This window comes from Thermophilibacter provencensis (assembly GCF_900128445.1).
Classification (GTDB): domain Bacteria; phylum Actinomycetota; class Coriobacteriia; order Coriobacteriales; family Atopobiaceae; genus Thermophilibacter; species Thermophilibacter provencensis.
This window is the reverse complement of sequence record NZ_LT671417.1, coordinates 387,720-408,359: the sequence shown is the minus strand read 5'-3', so window position 1 is coordinate 408,359 and position 20,640 is coordinate 387,720. Positions and strand designations below refer to the sequence as shown.

Genomic DNA, 20,640 nt, shown 5'->3' with positions numbered 1-20,640 from the left:
AGACGTGGCGGCCCGCAAGCAATATCCCCTGCGTATAGACCCGGAGGTCTGGGCCGCGGTTGAGCGCTGGGCCGCGGACGAGATGCGCAGCGCCAACGGACAGGTCGAGTGGATCCTGCGCGACGCCCTGCGTCGCGCAGGACGCCTCCCCAAGAAGGACGAGAAGAGCGACGACCAGTGAGCTGGCGCACGCCCGTCCCCTTCGCGCCCCCGCGCGCCCTCACCGTTCTTATCGCCCGCTGCCCGATATGTGCGCAACGTCGCGACCAAACGTGGGTAAGGTGAGTCACATCGTGCACAGACCCCGTCCAAGGGAGGCATTATGGCTGCAAAGGGAGCGGAGAAGGTCAAGAACGTGGTCCTTGTGGGCCAAGGCGGCGTGGGCAAGACCATGCTGGCGGAGGCCATGCTTCACCTGACGGGGCGTACCACCCGTCTCGGCGGCCACGCCGGCACCAAGCCCACGCTTGACTACGACGGCGAGGAGGGGGAGCGCGGCTTCTCCATCTCCACCTCCATTGCCCCTATCATCTGGGATGGTACGCGCCTGAACGTGCTCGACGCCCCGTGCTACCCCGACTTCGTCGGTGACGCCTACGCCGCCATGAGCGCGTGCGAGACCGCGCTCTTCATGGTCGACGCCGCCTCGGGCCCGGGCACCATCACCACCCGCCTGTGGTACGCCGCCGAGGAGCAGAGCCTCGCGCGCGCGATCTTCGTCAACCGCATCGACCGTCCTGACGCGGACTTTGACGTCGCCATGTCCGCCCTTCAGGACCGCTTTGGCAACAGCCTCGCGCCCGTGACCATTCCGATGGGCTCCGGCGAGGCCTTCAAGGGCATCATCGACGTCGTCCACATGAAGGCGCGCCACCTGGAGAGCGGCAAGCCCGTCGTCGAGGACGTTCCCGCCGAGTTCGCCGAGGCCGCCGAGGCCGCCCGCGCCCAGCTCACCGAGCTTGTCGTGGAGGCTGACGACGAGGTCATGATGAAGTACCTCGAGGGCGAGGAGGTCACGCAGGACGAGCTCGAGGGCCTGCTCGCCAAGGCCATCCGCGACCGCGTCTTTGTCCCCGTCTTTGCCGGCAGCTGCGTGCGCGAGGAAGGTGTCATCTCCTTCATGGACGCCGCCGTGGCATGGTTCCCCACGATGGCCGACTTTGGTCGCATCCCGCTCGTGAACGGCGAGCAGCTCGACATCTCCGAGGACGACGAGCGCCCCGTGGTCTTTGCCTTCAAGTCCCTGAACGACCCGCAGAACGGCCGCCTCTCCTTCCTCAAGGTCCTCGCCGGCACCGTCACGCCGGGCATGGAGCTCACCAACGCGCGCACGCGCAAGTCCGAGCGCCTCGGCCACCTCTACCAGATGTGCGGCAAGGAGACCACCGACGTCCAGTCCGCAGCCGCTGGCGACATCGTCGTGGTCCCCAAGCTCGAGGCCATGACCGGCGACACGCTCTCCGTCACCGGCAAGGTCGAGGCCGCCGAGTTCCGCTTCCCCAACTCGCTCTATCGCATCGCCATCGAGCCCGACGCGCGCGGCACCGAGGGCAAGCTCTACGCCTTCCTCGAGAAGTCCGCGGACGCCGACCCCACCCTCAAGGTCGAGCGCGACGAGGACACCGGCCAGACCGTCATCTCCGCCATCGGCGAGGCTCAGGTCAGCGTCCTTCTCGACCGCCTTGAGGACCGCGCGGGCATCACGGCCCACACCGTGGCGCTCAAGATCCCGTACCGCGAGACCATCCGCCGCGTGGCCTCCGCCCAGGGCCGTCACAAGAAGCAGACCGGCGGCGCTGGCCAGTACGGCGACTGCTGGCTGCGCATCGAGCCCAACCCGGGCGCCGGCTACGAGTTCGTGGACGAGGTCGTGGGCGGCCACATTCCGCGCGGCTTCATTCCCGCCATCGACAAGGGCGTTCAGGAGACCATGCGTGAGGGCGTGCTCGCCGGCTACCCGATGATTGACGTCAAGTGTGCCGTCTACGAGGGATCCTACCACCCGGTCGACTCCAACGAGATGGCGTTCAAGACCGCGGCACGCATCGGCTTCCAGAAGGCCGTCGCGCAGGCCGAGCCCGTGCTTCTCGAGCCCATGGCGCACCTGCGCATCACCGTGCCCGAGAGCTACGCCGGCTCCGTGATGGGCGACGTCTCCGCATCCCGCGGCCGCGTCGAGGGCATGGAGGCCGGCACCGGCGCCGCGGCAGGCGAGACCACCATCTCCGCCACCGTCCCGTACGCCGAGGTCACCGACTACGCCACCCGCCTGCGCTCGCTCTCTCGCGGCACCGGCGAGTTTGAGATGGAGGTCAGCGGCTACGAGCAGGTGCCGCACGACATCCAGCAGCGCCTGGCGGAGGACTACGCCGCCCGCCGCGCCGCCGGCGAGAAGTAGCGTGGAAAAGGGACAGTCACTTTTCCACGCCCTGCCATCGTGACCCCCACGCGGGCGGTCGGTCCCACGGGTCCGACCGCCCGTTCTGCTAGGATTGACGCCGAAGCACCAACACGTACCCACAGCACAGGAGGAAACCATGCTCTCCGCAGTTCAGATCAAGCCGGACGTCTACTGGGTCGGCGCGCTCGACTGGAACGCCCGCGAGTTCCACGGCTACACCACCGAGGCGGGCATCACATACAACGCCTACCTCATCCTGGACGAGAAGGTCACGCTCATCGACACCGCCAAGATCACATTCAAGGACGAGCTCCTCGAGCGCATCTCCTCGGTGATCGACCCCTCCAAGATCGACGTCCTCATCGCCAACCACGTCGAGATGGACCACTCCGGCTCCACCTCCGTGATTCATGAGCTCGCTCCCGGGGCAGAGATCTACTGCTCCGCGCCGCAGGGTGTCAAGAACATGACCGCGCACTTCGGCGACCTCGGCTACCATGGCGTCAAGACCGGTGACACCCTCTGCATCGGCAAGCGCACGCTGACCTTCGTGCAGACGCCGATGGTCCACTGGCCGGACAACATGGTCACCTATGACGCCTACGACAAGATCCTCTTCTCCAACGACGCCTTCGGCCAGCACTTTGCCAGCTCCAACCGCTTCGATGATGAGAACGACCTCTGTGAGGTCATGCACCAGGCGCACAAGTACTACGCCAACATCGTGCAGCCCTACCGCGCGCAGGCCACCGCGGCCGTGAAGGCGGTGCGCGGCCTCGGCCCGGACGCGCTCGATATGATCTGCCCGGCGCACGGCGTCATCTGGCGCGGCCACGTCGAGGACATCCTCTCCGCCTACGAGGGCTTCGTCTCCGGCGAGGTCCAGGAGCGCGCGCTCGTGGTATACGACTCCATGTGGCACTCCACCGAGAAGATCGCCCGGGCGCTCGTGGACGGCTTCCTCGCAGCGGGCATCTCGGCGCAGCTCATGGACCTCAAGGAGAACCACATCTCCAACGTTATGGACGTCTTTATGGACTGCAAGTACGTGTGCGTGGGCTCCCCGACGCTCAACAGCCAGATGCTGCCCACGGTTGCCAGCTTCCTCACGTACATGAAGGGCCTCTCGCCCAAGAACGAGAACCGCGTGGGCCTGGCCTTCGGCTCCTACGGGTGGGCGCCGATGGGCCCCAACAACGTGGCCAAGGAGCTTGAGGCCGCGGGCTTCCAGATGCCGGTGAAGACCCTTGCCATCAACTGGATCCCCTCTGACGAGCAGCTGACCGCTGCCACCGAGGCCGTGAAGGAGCTCACGGCGTAGACTCGCAGTCATCAGGCAAGAAGAACGACCGTCCGGGAGCGACTCCGCTTCCGGGCGGTTTCTTTCATATTAGTATGCTCAGCAAATCCTATATAGTTAACCTGTATTTCTAACATGGAATGGATGATATATGGCTGAGCAGATGCTGATAATCGGGTATAACACTGCGCTTGAGTTCTGGCGCGCGGCGAGGGTCGCCTCAAGCAGCCTCCAAGAGCCTGAGGTGGTGGGCAGGACGTACGGCCGTCTGCCTCAGAGCCCGACCTCCCTCGCGCGCCGTGCGATCGAGCTGCTCGGCACCGAGGCCCCGATAGACGTCGTTGCGTCAAAGGTCGAGACACGCATGAGAAGCCCGATTATCAGAGCGCATTCGTGCGCCGCCCCTCTGCCGCCGAAGAGCCTCTTCTTTATTGACGATGACATCGCGATCTGTCGGATGCCCGCCGTCCTGGTTCAGCTCGCCCGTGGGTCGATACCGGTCGAGCTTGCGCGCATCGCATACGAGATGACGGGGACCTACGGCTTCGAGGCGGGCCAGGGGTCGGATGTGGTCCAGGACCTTCATCCGCTGCTCGACCTTGGCGAGCTCAAGGGATATGCCCGGTCGTGCCGTGCGACCCGTACGCGCGGGTCAAGAATCGCGGCCGACGCCCTCAGGTACGTTGTTCCGAACTCCAACTCCCCGCGCGAGACCGACGTCGCAATCATTCTCATGATGCCCCGCTCGATGGGCGGCTTCGGCCTTTCCGGCTTTGTGATGAACCCCTCAATCAGGCTCTCCAGCCATCTGGGGGCTATCGTGGGATCAGACGCGCTCAAACCAGACTTCTACTGGCCCGACAGGAAGGTGATGCTTGAATATGAAAGCCAAAAGTATCACCGGGGGCCATCGGCTATGAACCGCGACGAGCGTCGTCGGCGCGCCTTCGAGAGCGAGGGCTATCACGTCATGAGGCTCATGAACGACGTCCTGAAAACGAACGACGAGCTCAACAGCTTCATGACACAGCTCGCTCAGACTCTTGGCATCTACAGACGGCCCGCGTCCCAGCATATGCTCGATTGCAGGAGGCGGTTGAGGGAGGAGCTGTTCGGCCCCGTGAGCGAGGAGACCGCAAAGCACGAGATGGAGCACCCATATACGGGTTCGGTCATCTAGTCGTGTCCATTTGTCACGTTTGAGGAGGCGTGGTTCGTGCAATCAGGGGGGATAGTGTGAAAAAACCTGCGGCCGTCCTGCAATCAGGGGGATAGTGCGAAGGGTTCCGGGGCATCGGCTGAGTAGTTGGCAAAATGCCAACAGGCGTTTTGCCATTTGGCCGGGTCGGAGACCTTCCTGAATACGCATGCGAGGCCACAATAACCTTCACACTATCCACCTGATTGCAGGGCAACGGCCGATTTTTTCACACTATCCCCCCGACTGCAAAATCACGGCGACCGCCGCGACGAAAAATCGGCGCGAGCGCCCATAGAACCCGTAGCACAGCGGCCTAGGCCTCAGATAACGTTGAATGCGTGCGCGGTCCAGACCTGCTAGAATCAATCCATTGTGCCGATGGCTCCATCGTCCCTGCCGGAGGCATGTATCTGACCCAAGACCAAGGAGGTCGCGCACACGCGCATGGACGTAGCCATCAGTATTGTCGTCACGTTCCTGCTCACGCTCGCCAACGGCTATTTCTCCGCGTCGGAGCTTGCCGTAGTATCCGCAAAGCGAGCGATACTCGAACCAGAGGCAGAGGAGGGCGACAAGCGTTCGCAGGCCGTCCTGAAGCTCTCCGCCGACTCGGGCCAGTTCCTCGCCACAATTCAGGTTGCCATCACGCTCGTCGGCTTTGCCTCCTCGGCCTTCGCCAGCACGAGCCTCTCCGATCCGCTCGGCAGCTGGTTCATGAGCCTCGGCATGCCGGAGGCCATCGCCCAGCCGCTCGCCCCCGTCATCATCACGCTCGCCGTCTCCTACCTCTCCATCGTGGTCGGCGAGCTCGTCCCCAAGCGCATCGCGCTTGCGGACTCAGAGGGCGTCGCCAAGTCGGTCTCGGGCGTCATTCGCACGTTCATGCACGTCGCGCGCCCCTTCGTCTGGCTGACCTCCAAGTCCGCCAACGGCCTCTCCGCCCTTCTGGGTATCGCCTCCGCCGACGAGCGCGAGGGCGTCTCCGAGGAGGAGATCAAGTACATGGTGACGGACGCCGACGAGCTTACGGATCAGGAGAAGTCCATGATCCACGAGGTCATCGACCTCGGCGACACCATTGCCCGCGAGGTCATGGTCCCTCGCGTGGACATGACGGCGATGGAGGACACCTCCACGCTCTCCGAGGTCCTCACCGTCATGCGCCGTACCGGCTACTCGCGCATCCCCATCTACCACGACTCCGTTGACCGCATCGTGGGCATCGCGCACATCAAGGACCTTATCAGCCCCATCCTCGATGACGGCCGTGGCTCCGATGCCGTCGCCGCTCACGTCCGCACCGCCGACTACGTGCCCGACACCAAGGACATCATCCCGCTGCTGTCCGAGATGCAGTCAAGCCATGACCAGATGGTCATCGTCGTCGACGAGTATGGCGGTACGGCCGGCATCATCACGATCGAGGACATCGTCGAGGAGGTCGTCGGCGAGATCGAGGACGAGTTCGACCCCGACAACAAGTACCTCACGCAGCTCTCCGACCGCGAGTGGCTCGTCGACGGCCGCTTCTCCATCGATGACGCCATCGAACTTGGCTGGCCCATCGAGGACAACGAGGAGTACGAGACCGTCGCCGGCTTCGTGCTCGAGCTCGCCGACAAGCTCCCGCGCCCTGGTGACGTCATCGAGAAGGACGGCTATCAGTTCCGCGTGCAGTCTATGCGCGGTCGCCGGCTCTCCATGCTCCGCGTCATTGCCCCCGAGCCGCTCGCCGAGGGGGACCTGGAGAACGCTGAGACTGAGGAGAACGTCGACTCGTCGAAGGAGTAGGGCCTCTTCCGCCGAGTTTCACTACAATGGGTGAATCACAGTCGCCGCGTCCCGCGCGGACCGAGGGAGGGAGCTCGATGGCCCAGCTCTTTGACATCCGGAAGGTGACGGTCGGTCCGAGGAACCTCGAGGCCGTGGTTGCCCTTGCCCCGAGCGCTCCTGTCATGACGAGCGACGACATCGAGGCAACCGCCCACGTGTTTGACCTCCTGCCCGGACTCGTTGACCACATCTGCCTCGGGGACTCTTCCGAGCGCTTTACCGAGGTCGCTGGCAACACCGAGCTCGCGCACCTGCTCGAGCACGTGACCGTTGAGCTCCTTGCGCAGACGGACATCGCCGGTGACATCTCAAGCGGTCGCACTACGCAGCTGGACGATCGCCTCTATCAGATCACGCTCGCCTGCTCGGATGACGTGCTCGTGGCCGGCGCTCTCTCGAGTGCGGTCTGGATTCTCCAATGGGCGTTCTCCGGAGCGGGTGAGCCCAGGCCGGACGTGCCCGCTACCGTTGAGGGCCTGGTCGCCCTCGTTAAGAGCCTGGACGAGAAGGACGGGGGCTCCCCGGAGCCCGACCCCCCGACTGAGAGGGGCATCGAGTCCGAGCCCGAATCTGCCGCCGAGGGGGATTCCGACCTTGCGACCGCAGAATCTTTCCAGGAGCCCGAGCCCGGGCCCGTTCCGGCGTGGCCCGAGAAGGAGCCGGTTGAGCTCGCGGCCGAGTCTGAGCCCGCGCCCGAGGGGCCGGGTGAGACCACCGTCATGCGTCCAATCTCCGATCTCATGCCTGCCGACGCCGCGCCCAAGGCGGAGCCCGAGCCTCAGCCGGCGGTTGAGGAGGGACCTGAGCCCATCGAGGACGGGAGGCCCCTGCCGGAAGCTCCCGAGCCGTATGAGGACCCCGTCCCGTCCCCGGAGCCGGGGGAGGCGGCCGAGGAGCCGGAGCCGGAACCGGAACCCGATCCCGATTCTGAGCCGGAGCCCGAGCCTGCCAAGCCTGCGGATCCCTGGGACCTCATTGACGCCCCGCGCCCGCACCTCGTTCGCTAGCACGACCAGACGCAATTCGGCGCAGCACGCGCGCCCTGCATAGCACAAACCGACAGGAGGAAGACATGAACAAGAAGACCATCGGCTTTGTCCTCGGCAGCATCGTGGGCGCCGGCGCCGGCGTCATCGCTGGCCTCATGCTCGCCCCGCGCTCCGGCGCCGAGAGCCGTGCCATGGCTGCCGACGCCATGAACGACGCCTGGGACTCCGCCGTTGACACCTACGAGCGCGGCGCCAGCGCCGTGAACGACAAGATCAACGACTTCCGCCCCACCGTCGACGCCAAGACCGACGAGCTTCGCGCCAAGGTCGACCTCGCCCGCGAGCGCATGGACCAGCTTCGCGAGTCTCTCTCAAACGCTGTCGCCGACGCTTCCTCCCAGGTGAGCGATGCCGTCTCCTCCGTGAGCGACCGCGTCGCCGCCATGGCCGACGACATCACCCCCGAGTCCGCCCCCGCCGAGGCCGTGCACGTCGAGGTCGTCGACGCCGAGGACGACGACGAGATTCCCGCGATCTAGGGCCGCCCGTGCTCAAAGTCAGCCAGCTCGTCGGCCTCAGGGTCTTCGCTCCCAAGAAGCCCAAGACCCAGAAGGACGGCACCGTAACCGAGCGTCTCCAGCGTCTCGGCAAGGTCCACAACGCGGTCTTCTCTCCTGATGGGAGAAGCGTCGTGGGCATGCTCGTCAAACGCCCGGACGTCGCCGGCGTCATCAAGCGCGATGACGCCTTCGTTGCGCTTGACTCGTTCGAGCTCGCCTCGGATGGCACCGTCACCGTCACCCGCCCGGAGGACGGCCTCGATGACGCCGCCATCCGCCGCCTCGACCTCGACTGGGACGCCTGCATCATCTGGTCCGGCATGGATGCCAAGACCGTCGAGGGAAAGCCGCTTGGCTACGTCTCAGACGCAGAGTTCAACGAGAAGACCGGCGAGGTTTCTCGCTTCTCCTCGACGGACGGGGGCGTGCCGCACGCCCTTCTCGGTTCCTTCGTCATCACGCCGGACATGCTGCGCGGCTACCGTGACGGCTGCATGATTGTGGACGCGGGCGGTCACGCCGTGGCGCTTGATGGCGGCCTTGCCGGTGCGGCGGGTGAGGGATATGCCCGTGCCAAGGCGAAGGGCGCCGAGGTTGGCAAGAAGGTCGGCACCGCGGCCGGCGAGGCCGTGGACAAGGGCTCCTTCGCCCTCGGCAAGATGATCGGCAGGGCGCAGCGCGCCATCAAGGACGCCAACGAGGAGGGCGAGAGGGACGAGTCAGCCCCTCAGCCGCCCGCCATGGAGGCAGTCGACGTGCGCGTGACCAAGCCTGCCGAGGGCCTGCCCGAGCGCGTGGCCGCAGCGCCCGTCGACCGGCCCGCCCCCAAGACGTATCGCCCAGCCCCCGAGCAGCCTGCCCCTGCGGCAGCGCCGACCCAGAAGGCTGCCCCCAAGAAGCCGGCCGCGAAGGCGGCGCCAAAGAAGCCCACCACCGGCGACAAGGTGGCCCGCGCCGCAGGCAAGCAGCTCGGCTCGCTCGGCAAGATGTTCGGCTCCTTCAAGGATGAGTTCGACAAGGCGAGCAAGGGCCGATAGCTCAGCGGGCCCAATGCCCAGCTCATAAGTGCGCCCTGCCAGATGACCCACCGCGAGCCATGACGTTCGCAGGCGAGCGTCGGGCGGGGCGCGCCCTCATTTGCCGACAGGCCCGCGTAATGCGCAATGACGCATAGCCCTGTTAAGAAACCGTATGCAAAGCCCCAAACCATACAAATGATGTCGACCTTCCCCCTCCCATAAGGTTAGAGTAGATAGATGTGAAAATGGGGGAGGGGGTCTGTTGGAGGCGGCAGCAATGCCTCGCGCGGCCCCAGCCGAGCGGTGGGCTCATGCCCCCGCACATGAAAGGAGACCGGGCCCGCGATGACCCTGCTTGAACTGCTCCAGCTGCTGAAAAAGCACCTTAGGCTCGTGATTGCGCTGCCGCTCGCATGTGCCGTCGCCATGGGTGCCTACGCATACCTCTTCATGGGGAACACCTATACCGCTTCCACCAACATGTACGTCCTGGCCATGCAGCAGGACGGCAGCGCCACGAGCAACAACCTCTCGACTGACCTCAACGCCTCCCAGATGATTTCAAACGACGTCTCGACGCTGCTCACGAGCGACCGCGTCAAGAACGAGACGGCGGCCGACCTTGGGCTTGAGAACCTGAACGGCTACGACATCGCCGTGACCAGCGAGACCACCTCGCGCGTCGTCGGCCTCTCCGTCACGGGTCCCGACCCGCAGACCGCCGCCAACATCGCCAACACCATGGTCGAGCGCGTGTCGGCGATCGCCCAGGAGGTCATGAGCATCGAGAGCGTCAACGCCATCGACCAGGCCCAGGCGCCTGAGAGCCCCAGCGGCCCCAACCGCCCTCTCTACGTTGCCGTGGCCCTCATGGCCGGCCTCTTCGCGGCCATCGCCATCGTGGTGGTCGCAGACATGCTCAACACGCGCGTCCGTAGCCAGGAGGAGGTCGAGGAGCTCCTCGGCATCCCCGTGATCGGCCGCATACCAACCATGAAGGGGGGCCGATAATGCCCAGGCGCTCCAATAGGGGGACCAGCGATACCGTCTTCCTCCAGAACGCGGTCAAGACGCTTGTCGCAAACATCCGCTTCGCATCCGTCGACAACCCCGTCAAGACCCTCGTGGTGACGTCCTCCATTCCCAACGAGGGCAAGAGCACCATCTCAATCGAGCTCGCCCGCGCCCTCGCCGCGGGCGGCAAGGACGTTCTCATCGTCGAGGGCGACCTCCGCCGCCGTACCCTCGCCGGCGTGCTTGGCGCGCACCCGCGCAACGGCATCTACAGCGTGCTCTCCGGACAGGCGGCGCTGGACGAGGCCGTGGTTGCCGTGGGGGGCAAGTCCAGCCTCTGGTTCCTGGATGCCGAGCCCCACATCCCCAACCCGGTGGACATCTTCTCCTCTCGCCGCTTCCACCGCTTCGTGGACAGCCTGCGGCGCACGTATGACTACGTGATCTTTGACACGCCGCCCCTTTCCACCTTCGTGGATGCGGCAGTGCTCGGCTCGGTGGCGGACGGCACGCTGCTCGTGGTGCGCGAGGACTTTGTCAAGCGCGAGGACCTCATCTCCTCCTATGACCAGCTTCGCAAGGCGGAGGCCAACGTCATCGGTGCCGTGCTCAACTACTGCGACACCAAGCGCGGCGACTACTACTACAGCTACTACGATCAGGGCTCCGCGCGGGCGGGCGAGAAGGACTTGGACGCCCCGGTCATCAGTCGCGCGGCCGCAGAGCCCGAGCTCGCCTCGGCGCCGGGGCCCCAGGACTCCGGCCTGCGCCCGCTGCCGCAGGACGCTCGAGTCGCTCCCGACAGCACGGCGCAGTTCCTCGCGGGGACGCACTATCAACCGAGGAGCTACGAGGACGAGTAGCCCAGGGCCATCGCCGCGCCGACATGAGACCGAGGGGAGGACGGCATGAGGGACATGCACTGCCACATCCTGCCCGGCGTCGATGACGGAGCGCGCGACATGGCAATGAGCCTCGCCATGGTGGAGGCCGCCCGGGCCGCCGGCGTGACGAGCATCGTGTGCACGCCCCACGCGCGCAGCCCGTACTTCGACTACGACGCCATGTGGTCCGCCTTTCATGAGTTCCGGCCGCGCGCCCAAGAGGCGGGAATGCCGGTTCGCATGGGCTTTGAGGTGGCCCACGCCAAGCTCGTTCGGCTGGGGGTGCGAGAGTGGGGCCCTCGCCTGGCGTTTCAGGAGACGGGGGAGTTTCTCCTCGAGCTGGACTCCCGGTGCGATGAGGGCGACTTCAGGGAGTACGAGCGCACCATCTACGAGCTGCAGGGGCTGGGGCTTGACGTCATCATCGCGCATCCGGAGCGCTACCGGGCCGTGCAGCGCAACGTCGAGCTCGCGGAGCGCCTCGTGCGGATGGGCTGCAAGCTTCAGGCGTCCGCCGACTTCATTGCCGGCGGCAGGCTGGGACGAGAAAAGCGCCCCGCCAAGAAGCTCTTTGAGCGCAACCTGTATCGCTACATCGCGAGCGACGCCCATCGGCCAGAGCACTATCGCCTCCTTGCCCGCGCCGTCCGCGAGTACCCGAGGAGGGGTGCGCACATGAGGGCGTAAGAGGTCCGGATTTCTTGCCTTGGCCCGCCGGCGTCATGGTGGCCTATGGCCCCCTCGTGGGACGCGAGGCCCCATCGACAGGATTGAAGGCGCCGCGGCTCGTGGCCGGCAGCTCAAACGGTGCCCCCGCTCACGTCCGCACGCGGTAAGGAAATTCCAATTGTCCTCGCCTGATGATTGACCAAATAACCCTAAGGCTGCTAGAGTCATAGCATTAATGGGGGAGGGGGTACCTTCTCCCGCTCGAGACGAGAAGGGACACCACAAATGAAGAAGCTCGTGAGCGCCTTCGCTGCCTTTACGATGATGCTTGCCCTGCCCACGGTCGCCCTGGCCGCGCAGTTCAACAGCCCCAGCGGTACCACGGTCACCGCTCCCGGCACGGGCGTCGCCATCTCCGTTTCCGGCGACGTCTCCAGCGCCTCCGGCAGCGGTTACATCTCCGTGGAGCCTGAGAACATCGTTGCCTCCAACGTGCCCGAGGGCGTCACCCCGCTTGCCACGTTCGAGGTGCTCGAGCACGGCGACGTCACCTTCACCGAGCTTTCCCTCACCTTCAGCGTTGGCTCTCAGTACGCCGGCGCCAAGGCCACGGTCTACATTGAGCACGGTGACGGCACCACCGACGTCCAGGAGGCCACCGTTGCCGCCGACGGCACCGTGACCATCACCGTCGATCGTCTCTCCGTTTTCTCCATCGTGGTCGACGAGTCCACCATTCCGGCTGACGGCGGCGTTGCCACCGATACTTCCGCCACCGCCCCCGCGACGGACGTCAACTCCGCTCCCGTCGCCGTCGTGACTCTGGTTGCGGTCGCCGGCGCCGGCGCGGTTGCCGTCGCCCTTCGCAAGAAGGTCTCCGAGTAGCGAACCGCTCGCCCGGAACTCCGGGCGTTAAATGAAGGATGAGGGGCCCGTCGTGCGGCGGGTCCCTTTTTGTAGGATTCGGCCCAGTGGGCCGCACGGAATGAAGAGGCATAGATGGGCAAGAGGGAAGAGCGGGGCGCGCAGGGGGCGAGTTCTTCTCGCCGCAAGGGCGTGGTGCCACTGGTCGCGGCGCTTGTCGTCCTCCTGGCGATTGCGGGGTGCGGGGTTGCGTACTTCGTGATGCAGAACATGGCCGCCGAGCGCGTCCGTGCCGAGCAGCAGGATGGCCCCGACCTCGAGGCTCCCGCGGAGCAAGCCCCGACCGAGCCCGTCGAGGACGCGCGCCCTGCCAACCCGGTAGACTTTCCCACCCTCAAGGCCGAGCATCCCGACGTTTACGCCTGGATCACCATCCCGGACACGCAGGTCAACTACCCAGTTGTCCAGAGCGCCACGGACGATAACTTCTACCTGCGGCGCGACCTCGACGGAAACTATTCCGTCTACGGGAGCATCTATAGCCAGAGCATGAACGCGACGGACTTCTCGGACCCGGTCACGGTGCTCTACGGCCACAACTCGTCAGACGGACTCATGTTTGCCGACCTGCACAAGTTTGAGGACCCGGAGTACTTTGCCGCGCACGAGGATATGTACATCTATACTCCCGGCCACATCCTCACCTATCGCATCATCTCGGCGTATCGATACGATGACCGCCATATTCTCAACAGCTTTGACTTCTCCGACCCCGAGGTGCGCCAGCAGTACTTTGAGTCGGTCCTGAGCCCGGTGTCGATGGTGGTGAACGTCCGCGAGGGCGCGACGCTCTCCGCTGACGACCGCATCGTGCAGCTGAGCACCTGCCCGCGCGAGGGTTCCGTGAGCGGCAATCGCTACCTGGTGACGGGCGTGCTCGTGAGCGACGTGGAGACGAGGTGAGCGACGTGAGGGAGGACGCAGGCGAGAGGCCCTCTGGCGAGAAGGACCTGATTCCCCGGGACGAGCCTATCCCTCGAGGGCGTCACTTCAGAAGTTCTGACTGGTTAGACGGTGCTGACGGTCCGGAGCGGGCTGACGTCCCCGCCCCCGGCGACCGGGGCGACGGGGTTCCCGCAATGGAGCGCGCCGACGCTCGCACGGACGCGAGCCTCGAAGCCGATGGTGTCCCCAAGGGGGCGACCTCCGGGCCCGATCCAGAAGACGGCTCTATCCATACCGGGGCCAACGCTGCTCTTGACGAGGAGCCCGCCTGGCCGTCGCTGGAGGAGCTGCCGCAGAGGCGTCGGCGCAGCGAGGAGAGCATCCGCCGCCACAAGCGGGAGCGCCTGCTGCGGCGCCTGAGGGTGGTGGGCGTGATCGTGCTCGTCCTTGCGGTGGTGACGGGGGGTGCGGCGCTGGCCGTGGCGCACATGATCGAGGAGGGCGGCCGCTCGCTGAAGGAGGCCTCCAGGCCACAGGACATCAAGACCGTCGAGGAGGCCGACACGCAGGACGAGGGCCTCACCGTGGAGTACCAGGGCAAGAAGTATCGCTACAACGAGGACATCGTCTCCATTGTGGTCATGGGGTACGACCGGCGGCAGGACGTGTCGGAGACGGGTGCGGCAGGCCAGGCTGACGCGATCATGGTGGTCACGATGGATACCCGCACGGGAGAGATGCGCGTCATCGGCGTGCCACGCGACACCATGGTGGACGTGGACGAGAACGTTGGCGACGCGTTTCTTGGTCAGGACAAGATGCAGATCGCCCTGGCCTTCAGCTATGGCGACGGCTACGACTCGAGCGCGCAGAACGTGGTGCGCGCGGTCTCGCGCGTGCTGTACAACATGCCGATGAACTACTACTTCGCCCTGGACATGAACGGAATCGGCCCCATCAACGACGCGGCGGGCGGGGTGACGGTGACCCCGCTCTCGTCCATCCCCAACACGGCCATCGTGAAGGACGTCCCCATCAAGCTCTACGGAAGCAACGCGATGCGCTACGTGCAGTACCGCGACACCTCGCAGCTGACCTCCTCGCTCGATCGGCAGGCGCGCCAGTCGCAGTACCTCAGGGCGTTCTTCTCGCAGGCGGTGGGCAACGCGGCGGGCGATCCGGGCATCCTGGTGGGTCTCTACCAGACGGCGCTCGACTACTCGTCAACCAACCTCGAGCTGGGCGAGTTCAGCTATCTCGCCGCGACGCTCCTAGAGCACGGGATGAGCGAGCTCAACGTGGTCACGCTCGCGGGAGAGCCCGTGAAGGGAGAGCAGTACGTCGAGTACCACCTGGATCAGGACGCCGTCTACGAGACGGTTCTCGACGTGTTCTATACGCCCGTCGAGGAGGATGCGCCGGAGCCGACCGCCGCGACGGAGTAGGGTGTCCAAGGATTGCCGCCCATTTGCCTTGGTGCAGTATTTGTGCGCCAAGGCACCTTGGTGCGGAAATGCTGCACTATCCTAGAAAGGCAATCTTCCCGAGGGCGGTCCGCCCCTGATGCGGCGGAGGAAGCCGATGCGTCACTTTCACTTCACAGCCCGCGGGAACGCCGTGAACGAGGACTTCGTCCGGTCGGGGATATAGGACAAAATGTGTGTCCGTTTCAGGGGCATCGACGCAGGTCGATGCCCCTTTTTCTCGGCCTTAAATCCATGTGGCGAATTTAACCACTCGGACAGAAAGTGTGTCCGTTCGCAACTCGTTTCCGCAGGTCGATGACGGAAAATCCGACCGTTAAACCCGGCGGAATCGAGGTTCGCGGATGAAGGCGGTCAGGTGCCCCTCCTGCGGGGCGGCGATGAAGAGGAACGGGAAGACGAGCGCAGGCGCGCAGAGGTGGAGGTGTGGCTCCTGCGGCGCCTCCACGACGCTCTCCTACGACGACACGGCCGCGAGGCTCGGTGAGTTCCTGGCGTGGCTGACCTCGAAGGACACCCAGCTCTCGATGCCCGGCCAGGGGCGCACGTTCAGGAGGAGGACCGCCGGGTTCTGGCGGGTGTGGCCCATGCCCGAGCCGACCGGGGAGGTCCGCAGGGTGCTCTTCGTCGACGGGATATGGCTCGCCCGCGACCTCGTGGTCCTGATCGCGCACGACGGGAGCTTCGTCGTGTCGTGGTACATGGCGCAGTCGGAGACCTCGAGGGCGTGGGAGGCCCTGATGGCGCCGATCCCGGCCCCGGACGTGGTGGTGTGCGACGGCGGGACGGGCTTCGAGAGGGCCAGGCGCCGCGCGTGGCCGAGGACGCGCGTGCAGAGGTGCCTCTTCCACGCGTTCTGCCAGGTGAGGCGCTACACCACCTCGCGCCCGAGGCTCCAGGCGGGCAGGGAGCTCTACGCGCTCGCGCTCGAGCTGATGCACCTCGAGACGCTCCGCCAGGCCGACTGGTGGGTTGAGCGCTACCTGCAGTGGTGCGAGTTCTGGGCCGACTTCCTCGAGGACGTCTCGTACGTCGACGGGAGGCGCCAGTTCACCCACGAGAGGCTCAGGAAGGCCCGCTCCTCGCTCTCGCGGCTCGTCTCGCGGGGGACCCTCTTCACCTACCTGGACCCCGCACTGACGGCGGAGGGGCCGCTGCCGCGCACCAACAACGCGATCGAGGGAGGGGTCAACGCGCAGCTCCGGGACATGCTCAGGAACCATCGCGGCATGTCGACCATGCGGCGCGTGAAGGCGGTCTTCTGGTGGTGCTACCTGCACACAGAGAGCCCGAGGGACGCGCGCGGAATCCTCGCCTCCATGCCAACGGACGACGACATCGACCTGCTCTACAGGACCTACTCGGCATCACCCAAGCGCGACGACGGGGGCCCGGAGTGGGGCGACCGGGTAGTCTGGGAGGAGCTCCACCACAAGGACCCGTATACCTTCTGGCTGGACTAGGACAGGCGTTCCGCCGAGACACACATTTTGTCCTATAACCCTCCGGTCGACGTCGGGCTACGGCATCGTAATCGACGGGGCCACGGGGCTTGCGGGCGCGCCGCTCTTTGCGGGTCGCTTCGGGAGCAATGCGCAGTGGTTCTCCCACATGGTGGGCGCCGGCGCGTGCGCGGCGCTTGACGCGGGGGCCTCGGCCGAGGAGGCGCTCCAGTCCGCCGTCGCCGCCGCCCGCGCGGAGCTTGAGGCGGCTCTCGGCTGCCCGCTCGCACAGGCCGACCCAGACGCCATCCCTTCGGCGACGCTCGCGCTTGCGATTGTGTCCGCCGATGCCGTGGAGCTCTATGGGCTGGGGGACTCCCCGCTCGTCGCCGTCATGCGCGACGGCTCGACGCTCTTCTCGACGGACGAGGTGCTCGAGGGGCTTGATGCCGAAGCTCTCCGCGTGAGCGGCGAGCGTGCTGTGGCTTGCGGGCGTGCCCTCTCAGGTCCGGAGAAGCGAGCGCTGGTGGATGACGTCATCTTGGACCACCGTCGAATGCGGAACGCCGAAGGGGGATACTGGTGCCTGGACCCCTCCGGCGCCGGGCTGGCCCACCTACGTCGCGCGACGATTCCGCGCTCGGGGGTGGTTGCGGTTGCCGGCATGAGCGACGGGATGTGGCGGGCGTTCGGCTCCTTTGGGCTGGCCGATGCTGCGACCGAGCTGCCTGCGCTGTCCGTCAAGCGAATCGAGGGGCTGGTGGCAAAGCTCAGGGGACTTGAGGAGAAGGACGCGGACTACGTGCAGTACCCTCGTCTCAAGAGGTCGGATGACGCAAGCGTGTTCTGGCTTGGGGGAGAGGAGTGAGCATGGGAGTCATGCTGGCGGGTGGCGTTGAGATTCCGCAGATTGGGTTTGGGACGCTCCAGATGCGCCCCGACGAGGCGCAGGCCGCCGTGGAGGAGGCGCTGGCACTGGGCTATCGCCACGTGGACACCGCGGCCGCATACATGAACGAGGCGGGGGTCGGAGCGGCGCTCGCGGCAACGGGGCTTGCGGGCGAGGTTTTTGTGACGACCAAGCTGCGGACCTTCGAGCAGGGGTACGACTCCACGCTGCGCGCCTTTGAGGCATCGCGCGCCGCCCTGGGCGTTGACGTGGTCGACCTGTACCTCATCCACTGGCCTGCCCCTGCGCTGGGAACCTACGTTGACTCGTGGCGTGCGATGGCCCGGCTGCTCGACGAGGGCACGGTCAGGGCGATTGGCGTCTCGAACTTCCTTCCCGAGCACATCGAGCGGCTGGCCGACGAGGTCGGGGTGCTTCCCGCCATCGACCAGGTGGAGAGCCATCCGAGCTTCTGGCGCCCGGCGCTGGAGGCCTACTGTCGCGAGCGCGGCATCGTGGTCGAGGCGTATGCGCCGCTCGGCCATGGCGGGGACCTCGCTGCCGAGCCGGTCGTGGCCGCGGCGGAGCGGATCGGCGCCTCGCCGGCGCAGGTGATTCTTGGCTGGCACCTGCGGGCGGGGAGGGTGGTCCTGCCCAAGTCCGCGCACGTGGCCCGCATGCGGGAGAACCTTGCCGCCGCGGAGGTGGCACCGCTGCTCGCGGAGGCGGAGCTTGCCGCCATCTCGGCGCTCAACAGCCCGGATGCCCGCCTCTTTGGGGATCCGGCGACGAACGTCAACCGTCAGGACCCGGCCGACATGCTCGCCCGCGGCATGCTCTGAGGGCAGGTGGCGTCCTGACAAAGGTGACAGGGTCAACTGTCATGAAATTTCATGACAGTTGACCCTGTCACCTTTGTCAGGACGCTACGGACGAATTTCCTCGACGTAGGTGGGGCGCTGCACGAGGGCCCCTCGGGCGTCGTCGATGGCGAGGCGCAGCTCCCCCGCGCGGTCGACGTACTGCTCGAGAACGTAGCGAAGGTCCGGCTCCTCAAGCTCGAAGAGCATCTCCTCCGCCGCGTCAACGCCCGTGCCAAAGCGCCGTGGGTCGCAGTTCGCCTCGGTGAGGTCGATGATCCGCTCGAAGAGCGGCTGCTCGTCGTCTCCCACCTCGCGCAGACGCACCAGCAGCTCAAGCTGCTCGAGCTCGCACATGATCTCCCAGAGGCAGAAGAGCGCCCGATCCGCCGCGTCTCGATAGCGCGCCAGCTCGGCGATCTCGCGGTCCTTCTCGCCCGCCTCGTCGAGGGACTCGACGAACTCCGTCGCCTGGGTGTGAAGCATCTGGAAGTGAAGCAGGGTCTCGGACGAGACGACGGTGTCCACGCGGTGCGTGAGAGTGAGGCGGATGAGGCGCCAGTAGCGCCCGACCATGCCGATCATCTGGTGGAAGTTGGCTACGAAGAGGCGACGCTCCGAGGTGGGACACACCAAGCGGTTGACGATCGCGACGGTGGCGATGGCGAGCAGGAGGCTCGCGATGCGCATGGTGGTGGCGTAGCGGTCGTCGATGGAGACCGACGCCATGGAGACGGCGTAGGCGGTTGCAAAGAACGCTGACGGAACGGAGCCGGGCTTGGTGGCATACATCGGCCCCACGAGGAACATCCCGAGGATGGTGACCTCGACCCAGCCGAGGTTGAGCAGCGCCAGGCCGTGCACGAAGAGGCATCCGATTACGGTCCCCACCATGCGGGTGCGCATGCGGTGCAGCGACTCGTGCGGGAAGGGCTGCAGCAGCAGGAAGGCGTGGAGGGCGAACCAGTAGAGGTGATCAACGGGGAACAGCAGGTTTGAGGCGCAGCTCACGGCGAGGACGGCGCCGCAGCGAATGGAGAAGCGCATCTCAAAGGATTCGAGGCTGAGGCGCTTGCGGAAGCTCGTCACGCGCGCGAGGTCGGAGGCGGAGAGGCGCCAGGGGCGCTGGTGCGGGTCGGGCGCGGTGCGCAAGATGAGCAGCACCAGGTTGAGGTAGCTCTGATAGAAGATGCGGAAGCGGTCCTCGGCGATGCTCGTCCCGTCGAGCAGCTCCTGCGCGCGGGGGATGAGCCTGTGGCAGCGCGCTGAGACGTCGCCCTCGAGCGCGGCGTTGAGGTCGTGCGTAAGCCGCCCGAGCTCGCTGAGGGCTCGTGCGTGATCCTCCTGGTGGCTCGCATCCCAGTCGAAGTTTCCGGCGAGGTAGGCGGTCCGCTGCGCGAGCGTCGCAAACATGTCGAGGAGGTTCTGCACGCGGACGGGTGCCGAGGAGTCCTCCCGGGCGGTGTAGGCCATGCGGGCGAAGTCACGTCGGAGCCGGAGGAGCTCCGAGCTGAGGTTGGGACCGACGCCGCCCTTGGATGCCCGGGTCAGATCGTCGGCGAGTCGGCCGACGAGCTCATGCAGGCGCGTGCGGGCTCGTTGCGCATGATGCTGGAGGCGTCCTGCCACGGCGAGCGTGACGATGAGGGTGACGCAGCAGGTGGCGAGCACGAGGGCCTGCGTCGCGAACGTGTCCACGAGGGCCTCGGGCCGGAGCTCGAGGAAGCAGAAGAGCATCGTGTAGGGGAAGTACCGCCTTGGGTTGAGCTGCGACGAGCGCATGAAGACGAGCAGGAACGGCATGAGAAGGTTCACGGCGATGCACGGCACGACGCCGATGACGGCCACGCGCGCTGCAACGAGCGCGAGCGCACTCACCAGCACGAACCGGGCATACTGTCCCGGCGGGTTGTACTTTCGCAGTCGCGCCTGGAAGAGCGAGGTGTACGGGGAAACCGCGAGAAGGTAGTTGGACCCAAACGCAAGGTGCACGATCCAGAAGAGCGCGATGAAGAAGAGAATGGTGGGCAGCGTGTCGACAAAGCGACCCCGCCAGTCCTCAGCCCATGCGCGCACGCTCTCCGAACGCATCCTCGCCCCTCCCTCGCCTCACTTCGACCATACCGCAAAGGCGACGTCGGGTTGCGCAAGATACCGAGCGGGGCAGGGGTGCTCTGCGGCGCGTGGCCTGCAATCAGGCGGATAGTGTGAAAAAACCGGGCGCCGGCATGCAATCGGCGGGATAGTGTGAAGGGTTTCCGAGGGGTCCTTGGGTAGCCGCCTGGC

At 66.0% G+C, this 20,640-nt stretch carries 18 protein-coding genes; 17 read left to right on the top strand and 1 reads right to left on the bottom strand.

Annotation, left to right across the window (positions count from 1 at the left end):
- Positions 1-4 precede the first annotated feature (4 nt).
- The 17 genes from BQ7391_RS01785 to BQ7391_RS01705 all read left to right on the top strand — a co-directional run bounded on the left by BQ7391_RS01785 (position 5) and on the right by BQ7391_RS01705 (position 18,336).
- Positions 5-181 (top strand): type II toxin-antitoxin system antitoxin, encoded by a 177-nt coding sequence (locus tag BQ7391_RS01785; RefSeq protein ID WP_075279042.1) that lies wholly within the window; start codon positions 5-7, stop codon positions 179-181.
- A gap of 141 nt (positions 182-322) precedes the next feature.
- Positions 323-2,398 (top strand): elongation factor G, encoded by a 2,076-nt coding sequence (locus BQ7391_RS01780; RefSeq protein WP_075279041.1) that lies wholly within the window; start codon positions 323-325, stop codon positions 2,396-2,398.
- A 139-nt stretch (positions 2,399-2,537) separates the two neighbouring features.
- Positions 2,538-3,722 (top strand): FprA family A-type flavoprotein, encoded by a 1,185-nt coding sequence (locus BQ7391_RS01775; protein WP_075279040.1) that lies wholly within the window; start codon positions 2,538-2,540, stop codon positions 3,720-3,722.
- A gap of 130 nt (positions 3,723-3,852) precedes the next feature.
- Positions 3,853-4,881, top strand: coding sequence for a DUF559 domain-containing protein (locus BQ7391_RS01770; protein WP_075279039.1), 1,029 nt, complete (start codon positions 3,853-3,855; stop codon positions 4,879-4,881).
- Between the two features lie 465 nt (positions 4,882-5,346).
- Complete coding sequence (locus BQ7391_RS01765) at positions 5,347-6,693, top strand: hemolysin family protein (protein WP_075279038.1); 1,347 nt, start codon at positions 5,347-5,349, stop codon at positions 6,691-6,693.
- Between the two features lie 77 nt (positions 6,694-6,770).
- Positions 6,771-7,742: a cyanophycin synthetase family protein gene (locus tag BQ7391_RS01760; RefSeq protein WP_075279037.1), complete on the top strand. Its 972-nt coding sequence runs from the start codon at positions 6,771-6,773 to the stop codon at positions 7,740-7,742.
- 65 nt (positions 7,743-7,807) lie between these two features.
- Positions 7,808-8,263: a YtxH domain-containing protein gene (locus BQ7391_RS01755; protein WP_075279036.1), complete on the top strand. Its 456-nt coding sequence runs from the start codon at positions 7,808-7,810 to the stop codon at positions 8,261-8,263.
- Between the two features lie 8 nt (positions 8,264-8,271).
- The gene (locus tag BQ7391_RS01750) at positions 8,272-9,321 is read left to right on the top strand and encodes a PRC-barrel domain-containing protein (protein WP_075279035.1); all 1,050 of its coding nucleotides are present in this window, start codon (positions 8,272-8,274) and stop codon (positions 9,319-9,321) included.
- A gap of 327 nt (positions 9,322-9,648) precedes the next feature.
- The gene (locus tag BQ7391_RS01745) at positions 9,649-10,314 is read left to right on the top strand and encodes a YveK family protein (protein WP_075279034.1); all 666 of its coding nucleotides are present in this window, start codon (positions 9,649-9,651) and stop codon (positions 10,312-10,314) included.
- On the top strand, positions 10,314-11,180 hold the full coding sequence (locus BQ7391_RS01740; RefSeq protein ID WP_075279033.1) for a CpsD/CapB family tyrosine-protein kinase: 867 nt from the start codon (positions 10,314-10,316) through the stop codon (positions 11,178-11,180). The genes BQ7391_RS01745 and BQ7391_RS01740 overlap by 1 nt, the downstream gene beginning before the upstream one ends.
- A gap of 45 nt (positions 11,181-11,225) precedes the next feature.
- On the top strand, positions 11,226-11,888 hold the full coding sequence (locus BQ7391_RS01735; protein WP_075279032.1) for a CpsB/CapC family capsule biosynthesis tyrosine phosphatase: 663 nt from the start codon (positions 11,226-11,228) through the stop codon (positions 11,886-11,888).
- A 267-nt stretch (positions 11,889-12,155) separates the two neighbouring features.
- Positions 12,156-12,755: a hypothetical protein gene (locus BQ7391_RS01730; protein ID WP_075279031.1), complete on the top strand. Its 600-nt coding sequence runs from the start codon at positions 12,156-12,158 to the stop codon at positions 12,753-12,755.
- Positions 12,756-12,869: 114 nt separating this feature from the next.
- Positions 12,870-13,697 carry a class B sortase gene (locus BQ7391_RS01725; protein WP_200799562.1) on the top strand — a complete coding sequence of 276 codons (828 nt, stop codon included), beginning with the start codon at positions 12,870-12,872 and terminating at the stop codon, positions 13,695-13,697.
- Between the two features lie 176 nt (positions 13,698-13,873).
- A complete protein-coding gene (locus BQ7391_RS01720; RefSeq protein ID WP_075279030.1) occupies positions 13,874-15,124 on the top strand; it encodes an LCP family protein in 1,251 nt (416 codons plus the stop codon).
- 383 nt (positions 15,125-15,507) lie between these two features.
- Entirely contained in the window at positions 15,508-16,626 is a 1,119-nt protein-coding gene (locus BQ7391_RS01715; RefSeq protein ID WP_075279029.1) for an IS1249 family transposase, read from the top strand.
- Positions 16,627-16,774: 148 nt separating this feature from the next.
- Positions 16,775-17,473 carry a hypothetical protein gene (locus BQ7391_RS01710; protein ID WP_075279028.1) on the top strand — a complete coding sequence of 233 codons (699 nt, stop codon included), beginning with the start codon at positions 16,775-16,777 and terminating at the stop codon, positions 17,471-17,473.
- Between the two features lie 2 nt (positions 17,474-17,475).
- Positions 17,476-18,336 carry an aldo/keto reductase gene (locus tag BQ7391_RS01705; RefSeq protein WP_075279027.1) on the top strand — a complete coding sequence of 287 codons (861 nt, stop codon included), beginning with the start codon at positions 17,476-17,478 and terminating at the stop codon, positions 18,334-18,336.
- Between the two features lie 84 nt (positions 18,337-18,420).
- Here the strand turns inward: BQ7391_RS01705 and BQ7391_RS01700 are convergent, their stop codons facing one another.
- Positions 18,421-20,445 carry an FUSC family protein gene (locus tag BQ7391_RS01700; protein ID WP_075279026.1) on the bottom strand — a complete coding sequence of 675 codons (2,025 nt, stop codon included), beginning with the start codon at positions 20,443-20,445 and terminating at the stop codon, positions 18,421-18,423.
- Positions 20,446-20,640: the final 195 nt, after the last annotated feature.